Origin of the sequence: Anaerostipes sp. CAG:276 (assembly GCF_000432215.1) — a bacterium.
GTDB classification, from domain to species: Bacteria; Bacillota; Clostridia; order Lachnospirales; family Lachnospiraceae; genus Anaerostipes; species Anaerostipes caccae.
In genome coordinates, this window is the sequence record NZ_FR889202.1 from 51,195 (window position 1) to 59,364 (window position 8,170).

An 8,170-nucleotide genomic window follows, 5' to 3' on the forward strand; every position below is an offset into this window, starting at 1 on the left:
TATTATGGCGAAAGAAACAGTACAGTCTGTGGAGAGAGCATTTCAGATCATAGAGCTGATGGCAAAGAATGAGACCATGGGGATTCGGGAAATCCACCATGAGACAGGACTTACGGTGACGGTGGTCCACAGGATCATCAACACTTTAGCAGAGCTTGGATATGTAAAGCAGGAAAAAGAAACAGAAAAATATTTTCTCACATACCGTCTGCTTGTGATGGGCAACTATGTGCAGGAAAGAAACAATGTAGTTCGTTTGGTGCACCCTTATTTGAAGCAGCTTTCAGAGGACTGTAAAGAGACAGTACATTTTGTCCAGAGGGCGGGAAATAAGATCCGTTATATCGACAAGGTACTTCCGACGGCAAACATTTTTGCCACAGGATCTTACATAGGACTGGAGCTTGAGATGTCAAGCACCGCAGTGGGAAAGGCAATCCTCGCGGAACTTCCTGAGGAGGAAGTCAGGAAGATCTGGAATCAGGGAGAAAATGTCATCTTCACACCCCATACTATTCAGAGTCTGGACCAGCTGTTAAAAGAGCTGGAGGAAGCGAGAGAAACCGGATTTGCGTATGACTGGGAAGAACGGGAAGCGGGACTGTGCTGTGTCGGCGTCAGCGTCCGGGATTACAGGGGAATCTATAATTATGGAATCAGTATTTCAGCCCCGGTCACCAGGACAAAAGAAGATAATTTGACACGGATACAGGAGAAACTCTGGGAGACAAAGCAGATCGTGTCAGAGCTGATCAGCGGAAATTAAGAGTAAGGTGCTGTGAAAAACGCGGCACTGTGCACCTTTCGGATGTAAAAAACATGTAGAAAAGATATATTTTGTATGTTGACATGTGCGGAAGGAGATAACATGGGATATTTAGATTTGACCGGGAAACGCGCCATCGTGACGGGCGCGGCAGGAGGACTCTGTCTCGGTATGGCAGAGGGATTGATGGAAGCAGGGGCATCTGTCTGTATTATAGATATTAATCCCGGGGCTGAAAAGACGGCTCAAGAGATGACAGACAGAGGATTTCAGTGCAGTTTTGTGATCGCAGACATTGCAGATGACAAGGAGAGGGAGCAGGCATTTTCAGAAGCGGTGAAGCTTCTCGGAGGAACATTGGATATTATCGTCAACGGAGCGGGAGTACAGAGGCGGCATAAGAGCGAAGAATTTCCCATGAAAGACTGGAAGTTTGTGCTGGATGTGAATCTGACGGCGGTATTTTCCCTGTGTCAGATGGCAGCAAAACAGTTTATGGTCCAGCAGACAAAAGGAAAGATCATTAATATTGCGTCGATGCTTTTTTTTTCGGAGGGTATACAGTGTCGGCCTATGCGGCATCTAAGGGGGCAGTGGCACAGATCACAAAGGCATTCTGCAATGTGTGGGCCGAGAAGGGGATCAATGTCAATGCGCTGGCGCCGGGTTATATGGCTACGGAGATGAATACGGCGCTTCTGGACCCTGAAAATCCGAGAAACAAAGAGATCACGGACAGGATTCCTGCCCACAGATGGGGGACCGACGAAGATATGAAGGGACCGTGTGTCTTTTTGGCATCGGAGTGTTCCGATTATCTGAACGGCGCGGTGATCCCGGTAGATGGGGGATATTTGGTGAGATAGGAGGAGACTGATTATGAAGGTGATTATTACAGACTGCGATCATGAAAACATTGATATCGAGACGAAAGTCCTGTCTGATGCGGGGATTGAATTTAAACTCACATGTGCCAGAACAGAAGATGAAGTGATTGAACAGTGCGCCGGGGCAGACATATTTATCGTTCAGTATGCCAATATTTCGGAAAAGGTTATGAAGGCACTGCCGGAGCTTAAATATGTGGTGAGATACGGGGTCGGCGTGGATACTGTGGATCTGAAAGCGGCAGCGGAGTATGGGATACAGGTTGGAAATGTACCGGATTACGGAATGAATGAGGTGGCAGACCACGCACTGGCTCTGCTTCTCATGATGCTCAGAAAAACTGATCAGATGAACCGGTTTACAAAGACGACTGGCTGGGATTATACGCAGTCGATCCCGATCCGCCGGTTTTCTGAACAGACCGTGGGGGTTGTCGGTCTGGGCCGTATCGGAAGAAATTTTGCTGAGAAAGCAGCAGCTCTCGGATTCCGGGTGATCGGATATGATCCCATGGTAAATCAGGGTGAACGGATCGGAAATGCAGAGGCCGTCAGCTTTGAAGAACTGCTGAAGCAGTCCGATGCCGTTTCTCTTCACTGTCCGGCAGACGGAAACCAGAATCTGTTTGATATGGAGGCATTCAGGGTAATGAAGGATTCAGCGGTCATCGTCAATGCAGCCAGAGGAGGGATCATCAATGAAGAAGACCTTGACCGTGCACTAAAGGAGAAAGTGATCGCAGGGGCAGCTCTTGACTGTATGAAATCGGAGCCTATGATGACGGATTCTTCCATCTTCGAGAATGAGAATCTGATCGTGACCCCGCATATGGCGTGGTATTCTGAGGAGGCGGCTATGGAACTTAAGCGAAAAGCGGCCGAGGAGGCCGTGCGGTTTGCAAAGGGAGAAGCGATCCATTACCCGGTCAACCGGATCGAAGGAGGCAGATACCATGAATGAGCTGCTGCGCGAGATTGAGAGTATCGGAATTGTGCCGGTGATCAGCCTGAAAGACGCTGAGAAAGCGGAACCTTTGGCAAAAGCCTTATGTGAGGGGGGTATACCTTGTGCCGAGGTGACTTTCCGCACCGATGCCTGTGTGGAATCGATCCGAAGAATGACAAAAGCCTGCCCGGAGATGCTTGTGGGGGCAGGTACGGTTATTATGAAAGGACAGGCAGAGGAGGCAGCCAAAGCCGGAGCAAAGTTTATGGTCAGTCCGGGTTTTAACCATGAGGTCGTTGAATACGGTATGGGGCATAACATTGCTGTGATTTCGGGATGTTCAAGTCCTACGGATGTAGAGCAGGCAATGAAGTATGGACTTCATCTTGTGAAATTCTTTCCGGCAGAGGCTGCAGGAGGGGTCAGGATGTTAAAATCTCTGTCAGGACCTTATTCCGGGATGAAGTTTATGCCTACCGGAGGAATTACGGAAGCCAACATGGGGGAATATCTGGAGCTTAAACAGGTTGCGGCCTGTGGAGGTTCGTTTATGGTACCGGAAAACCTCATCGAGAAAGGCGATTTTATCACAATCAGGGAAATGGCTAAAAAGGCGGTCCATGAGATGCTTGGTTTTGAACTTGCCCATATAGGGCTGAACATGAAGAATCGGGATGAAGCCATGCTCGCCGCCGGAATGTTTGAGTCTGTTTTTGGATTCCAGAAGAGTGAAAACGATAATTCCATTTTTGCGGGAAGTTATATTGAGGCTATGAAGAGCCCGTTTTTTGGGGAGAAAGGCCACATTGCGGTGAGGACGAACGATGCCGGAAGGGCACTAAGTTATTTTAAAAGAAGAGGTTTTTCATTCAGGGAAGAAAGCGCAGTGTATAAAATGGATGGGACCCTTGGAGCTGTCTATTTCAGAGAGGAGATCGGGGGATTTGCAGTCCATCTGGTCCAGAAATAAGGGGTGATACAATGGGAAAAATAATGACGTTCGGGGAGATCATGCTGAGACTCTCGCCTCCGGGAAACCAAAGATTCATTCAGGCCTCTTCATTTGATGTGACTTACGGCGGTACGGAAGCCAATATTGCGGCAGGGCTGTCTAATTTTGGACATGAGGTCTCCTACGTGACAAAGCTTCCGAACAATGCCGTCGGGGAATGTGCGGCAGCCGTGCTGAGGAAATCCGGAGTGGACTGCTCCGGGATCAGTTACGGCGGTCCAAGACTCGGCATTTATTTTCTGGAAAACGGAGTTTCTGTGCGGCCGTCCAGTGTAATTTATGACCGTGCAGGTTCTTCCATGGCAGAGGCGGTGCCGTCGGATTTTGACTGGAAATCCTTGCTTTCGGATGTATCCTGGCTGCATACATCGGGGATCACTCCGGTTATCAGCAAAAATGCGGCGCAGATCACTCTTCAGGCACTGAAAACAGCCAAAGAGATGGGGATTACGGTTTCCTTTGACCTCAACTACCGGGCCAAACTCTGGACAGAGAATATCCCAGAAAAGCAGGGTATCATGCGGGAACTGATGAATTATGTGGACATTTGTTTTGGAAATGCAAGGGATGCGGCGCTGGTGCTCGGATATGAAGAGGCAGGCATGGATTTTATCAGCGGAGACTATGAGGACTGTGTAGATGAAGAACATATGCAGAGAGTAAGAAGACAATATGGATTCACGTATCTGATCAGCTCTCTCAGGGAGAGCATTTCTGCTTCTGATAACAGTTATGGAGCGGAAGCTGCGGGGGATTTCGGCCTTTACCGGGGAAAACGGTATATGGTACACATTGTTGACCGGGTAGGATCAGGAGATGCGTTTGCCGCAGGGTTCATCCACGGGATCACGGAGGGCTGGACACCTCAGCGGGCGCTGGAATTTGCCACGGCATCGGCGGCACTCAAACATACGATACCCGGAGATATGAATTATGCCCGGGCAGCAGAGATTGAGACTCTGGCATCGGGCGGGGGCGCCGGCAGAGTCGTGAGATAGCATATTCATTGCCATGTGGATATATAAAATGAGGCTGGACGCTTTGATGCGTCCGGCCTCATTGTTTTATATTTCAAAGGTTTCCAAACCTTCAAACTGCATTTTATAATATTTTGCGTAGATTCCGTCCTGTTTTAACAGTTCTTTATGGGAACCCCGCTCCTGAATGGTGTGGTCATCTATGACGAGGATCTCATCGGCATGTTTGATCGTGGATAGACGGTGGGCGATGGTGATCGTCGTCCTGTTTTTAGAAAGCTCTTCCAGACTTTTTTGAATGTGGCGTTCACTTTCATTATCCAATGCACTGGTTGCCTCATCGAGAATCAGGATCGGAGGATTCTTTAAAAATACACGGGCAATCGAGATCCGCTGTTTCTGCCCGCCGGAAAGCCGGGTGCCCCGCTCTCCCACAAAAGTGTCATAACCGTCGGGAAGTTCTGTGATAAAATCGTGGATGTTTGCTTTTTTGGCAGCCTCAATGATCTCTTCCATGGAGGCCTCCGGTTTTCCGTATGCGATATTATCCCGGACAGTCCCGCCGAACAGGTAAACGTCCTGCTGAACGATGCCGATGGAATTTCTCAGGCTCTGAAGAGTCATCCTGCGAATATCCTGGCCTCCGATTGAAACGGTGCCGCCGCTCACATCATAAAATCTTGGGAGCAGGGAACAGATCGTGGTTTTTCCTCCTCCGGACGGTCCGACCAAAGCCACAGATTTTCCTGCTTCAATTTCAAATGAAACGTGGTCCAGCACTACCTCATTGTCTTCGTAGGAAAAACTTACATCCTGATAAGAAATGCTGCCGTCCGGATCGGTGATCGGTTCTGCACCCGGCAGATCCACGATCTCAGGTTCTGTCTCAATAATATCCAGGAACCTGCGGAAACCGGACAGGCCTTTCTGCATCATTTCCGTGAGTTCCACGAGGATCTGGATCGGGCTGATAAAGATACCGATGTACAGGGCATACATCGCCAGGTCTCCGGGCGTCATCTGCCCGGCGGCGATGAAGCAGCCTCCCGCTACGAGAGTCACCAGATACATGATACCCTGAAAGAAGGTATTGCCGCCCTGGAAGGTTCCCATGGCTTTGTAGTTATCCCGCTTGGACGTGAGAAAGCCTTCATTTCCCTGATGGAACTTTTCCCGTTCAATATCTTCGTTGGCAAAGGACTGTACGATCCTGATGCCGGCCAGAGAATCCTGAAGGGTTGCATTGATATTCCCGATTTTCTTCCGGTTATCCAGGAAGGTGGCCTGCATCCGTTTATTCTGGCGGGCGGAAAAGAGGATCATCAGAAGGACTACGGCTGACAGGATCAGAGCCAGCTTCCACTGGATGATGAACAGAAAGACAAATGATCCGGTGATCTTTACTACGGAAATAAATAAATTTTCCGGACCGTGGTGCGCAAACTCAGAAATATCAAATAAGTCGGACACTAACCGGCTCATCATCTGTCCTGTGTTGTTCTGGTCGTAATAGGAAAATGAGAGATTCTCATAGTGTTCAAACAGTTCCCTTCGCATATCCCGTTCCATCTGGGCGCCCATGATATGCCCCTGACAGCTTACATAATACTTGCATAATGCCTGGAGGATATAAAAGACCAGCAGAATTCCTCCAATGATAAAGATGTTTTTAAGGATCACGGAAGATTCCTTTAAAAACAGTGTATTTGTAAGGGTTCGGAGTATCTGCGGGTATGCCAGATCTACGATGCTGATGAAGGCGGCGCAGAGCAGGTCAAAAAAGAAAACAGTCTTGTAAGGACCGTAATATTTGATGAATTTTTTATAAGTATCCATAATATAAGACTCCATTCTCATAGTTAATTTCAGTGATAGTAAAGATTCTAACACAGGACAGAAAACATGTAAACAGAGAAATGTAAAATGCACTTGACATTAGATGTAAAGCGAGCTATACTAAAATTGTAAAGCAAACTATACAAAAAAGGGTGTGCATATGAAAACAAGAATTCAGGAATTGAGAAAGGATCAAAAGGTGACGCAGATGGAGTTGGCCGAATCCGTAGGAGTGACCCGGCAGACCATTATCTCTCTGGAAAACGGCAGATACAAAGCCTCGCTTGTGCTGGCCCACAAGATTGCGCAGTTTTTTGGAGTCACAATTGAGGATATTTTTATATTTGATCAGGAGGAGGAAAACTTATGATAGGATTATTTTGTGCAGGAAATGCAAGAAACGATGAGGAATACAAAAATTCAGTCAGGAAAAAACAGAGATATCTTATTTTACTGTTCATAGCGGGAGCTGCAGCGCTGGCTGTTTCACTTTTAGCGGACAGTTATTGGGAGGTTAACATCAATGAACATATGATTTCAACGTATGCGGGAGTGGGGTCCGGAGTTATGGCAGCGGCCTTGGTCCTGTGGATACGGTTTCAGCGCATATTAAAAAATCCGGAAAAGCTGAAAGCAATGCGGCTTTCCAATACTGATGAGAGAAATAAGGAGATCGGGGGAAAAGCATACAGGTTTGCATCCACGGTACTGCTCATTGGGCTGTACGGCATATGCCTGATCGGAGGCCTGTGGTACCCGATATTGATCAAGGTGGTAGGAATTCTCATGTGGATTTTCCTGATCACTTATATCATTTCCTACAAAGTATTTGAGAGGAAAATGTAAAGCAAAAGAAACATCCGGGAACAGCGGATTTGCTGCGGTCCCGGATGTTTTTTATTTGTTTTTCCCTGCTATGCAGCAGAGGTTTTTCGTTCCCATTTGCTGCTCTTAAAATAGCAAAAACCGAAAATGGCAGGCAGCAGGGAGGACAGAGCCTGCCCCAGACAGATTCCGGGAAATCCCAGTCTCAGAGGAAATGCAAACAGCCAGCTCAAAGGCAGGCGCACAATGACAGCATCGAAAAGAGCATTGATCATGGCAATATGGGAGGAACCTATACCGATGGCAAAGGAGTCAAATGTATACATTACGGCATAGGCCAGGCTGTTTGCTCCGCAGCACATCCGGAGGTACAAAATCCCGCTTTCCAGGACCTCCGGGCTCGAAGGGTCAAACAGCATAATGATGGGCTCAGCAAAGATCTGGACGATCAGGATAGAAAGCAGTGTCACCGTGACATTGAGACGGAGACCGGTCAGGGTAGTTTTTTTCACGCGCCTGATGTTATCTGCACCTATGTTTTGTCCGGCCATGGCTGTGACTGCCTGTCCGACAGCCCAGCACGGCATGCCTGCAAAAGTATTGATTTTCAGCCCGACACCGGATGCCGCTGCGGCAGCCGTGCCGAAATTGTTGAGCATGCCTGTGATCAACAGATAAGAAATATTGACAATGATCATCTGGCCGGCCGCCGGCAGACCGATTTTCATAATAACTGCCAGCTTATCGGCTTTGACCGCAAAGTGTCTGATTTTAAAATCAAAGACAAAGTTTCTGCGTTTCAGATAAATGACCGCGGTTACAAATGAAATTCCCTGAGAAAAGACGGTAGCGTAAGCCGCACCTTTCGTTCCGATCTTAAGATAAGATACCAAAAACAGATCCAGTATGACATTAACGGCA

8 protein-coding genes and 1 pseudogene are annotated in these 8,170 nt (G+C 47.9%); 7 read left to right on the top strand and 2 right to left on the bottom strand.

All coding sequences use genetic code 11. The features are described 5' to 3' along the window. The first annotated feature begins 4 nt into the window (after positions 1 to 4). From QVP35_RS13390 to QVP35_RS13410, 5 genes and pseudogenes are all read left to right on the top strand, one after another. Positions 5 to 766: an IclR family transcriptional regulator gene (locus QVP35_RS13390; RefSeq protein WP_006567657.1), complete on the top strand. Its 762-nt coding sequence runs from the start codon at positions 5 to 7 to the stop codon at positions 764 to 766. Between the two features lie 102 nt (positions 767 to 868). After that, a pseudogene (locus tag QVP35_RS13395) lies at positions 869 to 1,632 on the top strand (SDR family oxidoreductase). Positions 1,633 to 1,645: 13 nt separating this feature from the next. Further along, positions 1,646 to 2,614: a C-terminal binding protein gene (locus QVP35_RS13400; RefSeq protein WP_009289382.1), complete on the top strand. Its 969-nt coding sequence runs from the start codon at positions 1,646 to 1,648 to the stop codon at positions 2,612 to 2,614. After that, complete coding sequence (gene eda / locus QVP35_RS13405) at positions 2,607 to 3,569, top strand: bifunctional 4-hydroxy-2-oxoglutarate aldolase/2-dehydro-3-deoxy-phosphogluconate aldolase (RefSeq protein WP_009289381.1); 963 nt, start codon at positions 2,607 to 2,609, stop codon at positions 3,567 to 3,569. Before QVP35_RS13400 ends, eda begins: the two co-directional genes overlap by 8 nt. Before the next feature lie 11 nt (positions 3,570 to 3,580). After that, on the top strand, positions 3,581 to 4,609 hold the full coding sequence (locus tag QVP35_RS13410) for a sugar kinase (protein WP_006567653.1): 1,029 nt from the start codon (positions 3,581 to 3,583) through the stop codon (positions 4,607 to 4,609). A 66-nt stretch (positions 4,610 to 4,675) separates the two neighbouring features. On the opposite strand, the gene QVP35_RS13415 is transcribed toward QVP35_RS13410, so the two are convergent. Continuing rightward, entirely contained in the window at positions 4,676 to 6,424 is a 1,749-nt protein-coding gene (locus QVP35_RS13415) for an ABC transporter ATP-binding protein (protein ID WP_009289380.1), read from the bottom strand. A gap of 160 nt (positions 6,425 to 6,584) precedes the next feature. Between QVP35_RS13415 and QVP35_RS13420 the strand changes: the two genes are divergently transcribed. Both QVP35_RS13420 and QVP35_RS13425 read left to right on the top strand, forming a co-directional pair. After that, positions 6,585 to 6,794 (top strand): helix-turn-helix transcriptional regulator, encoded by a 210-nt coding sequence (locus tag QVP35_RS13420; protein ID WP_006567651.1) that lies wholly within the window; start codon positions 6,585 to 6,587, stop codon positions 6,792 to 6,794. Further along, positions 6,791 to 7,270, top strand: coding sequence for a hypothetical protein (locus tag QVP35_RS13425; protein WP_009289379.1), 480 nt, complete (start codon positions 6,791 to 6,793; stop codon positions 7,268 to 7,270). The genes QVP35_RS13420 and QVP35_RS13425 overlap by 4 nt, the downstream gene beginning before the upstream one ends. A gap of 68 nt (positions 7,271 to 7,338) precedes the next feature. On the opposite strand, the gene QVP35_RS13430 is transcribed toward QVP35_RS13425, so the two are convergent. Next, a partial coding sequence (locus tag QVP35_RS13430; RefSeq protein WP_288187927.1) for an MATE family efflux transporter occupies positions 7,339 to 8,170 on the bottom strand: 832 nt, incomplete at its 5' end.

Excerpts from the sequence above, each read along its gene's own strand:
- QVP35_RS13415 (WP_009289380.1), bottom strand. The coding sequence starts at position 6,424 with ATGGATACTTATAAAAAATTCATCAAATATTACGGTCCTTACAAGACT.
- QVP35_RS13420 (WP_006567651.1), top strand. The coding sequence starts at position 6,585 with ATGAAAACAAGAATTCAGGAATTGAGAAAGGATCAAAAGGTGACGCAG.
- QVP35_RS13390 (WP_006567657.1), top strand. The coding sequence starts at position 5 with ATGGCGAAAGAAACAGTACAGTCTGTGGAGAGAGCATTTCAGATCATA.
- eda (WP_009289381.1), top strand. The coding sequence starts at position 2,607 with ATGAATGAGCTGCTGCGCGAGATTGAGAGTATCGGAATTGTGCCGGTG.
- QVP35_RS13425 (WP_009289379.1), top strand. The coding sequence starts at position 6,791 with ATGATAGGATTATTTTGTGCAGGAAATGCAAGAAACGATGAGGAATAC.
- QVP35_RS13410 (WP_006567653.1), top strand. The coding sequence starts at position 3,581 with ATGGGAAAAATAATGACGTTCGGGGAGATCATGCTGAGACTCTCGCCT.
- QVP35_RS13400 (WP_009289382.1), top strand. The coding sequence starts at position 1,646 with ATGAAGGTGATTATTACAGACTGCGATCATGAAAACATTGATATCGAG.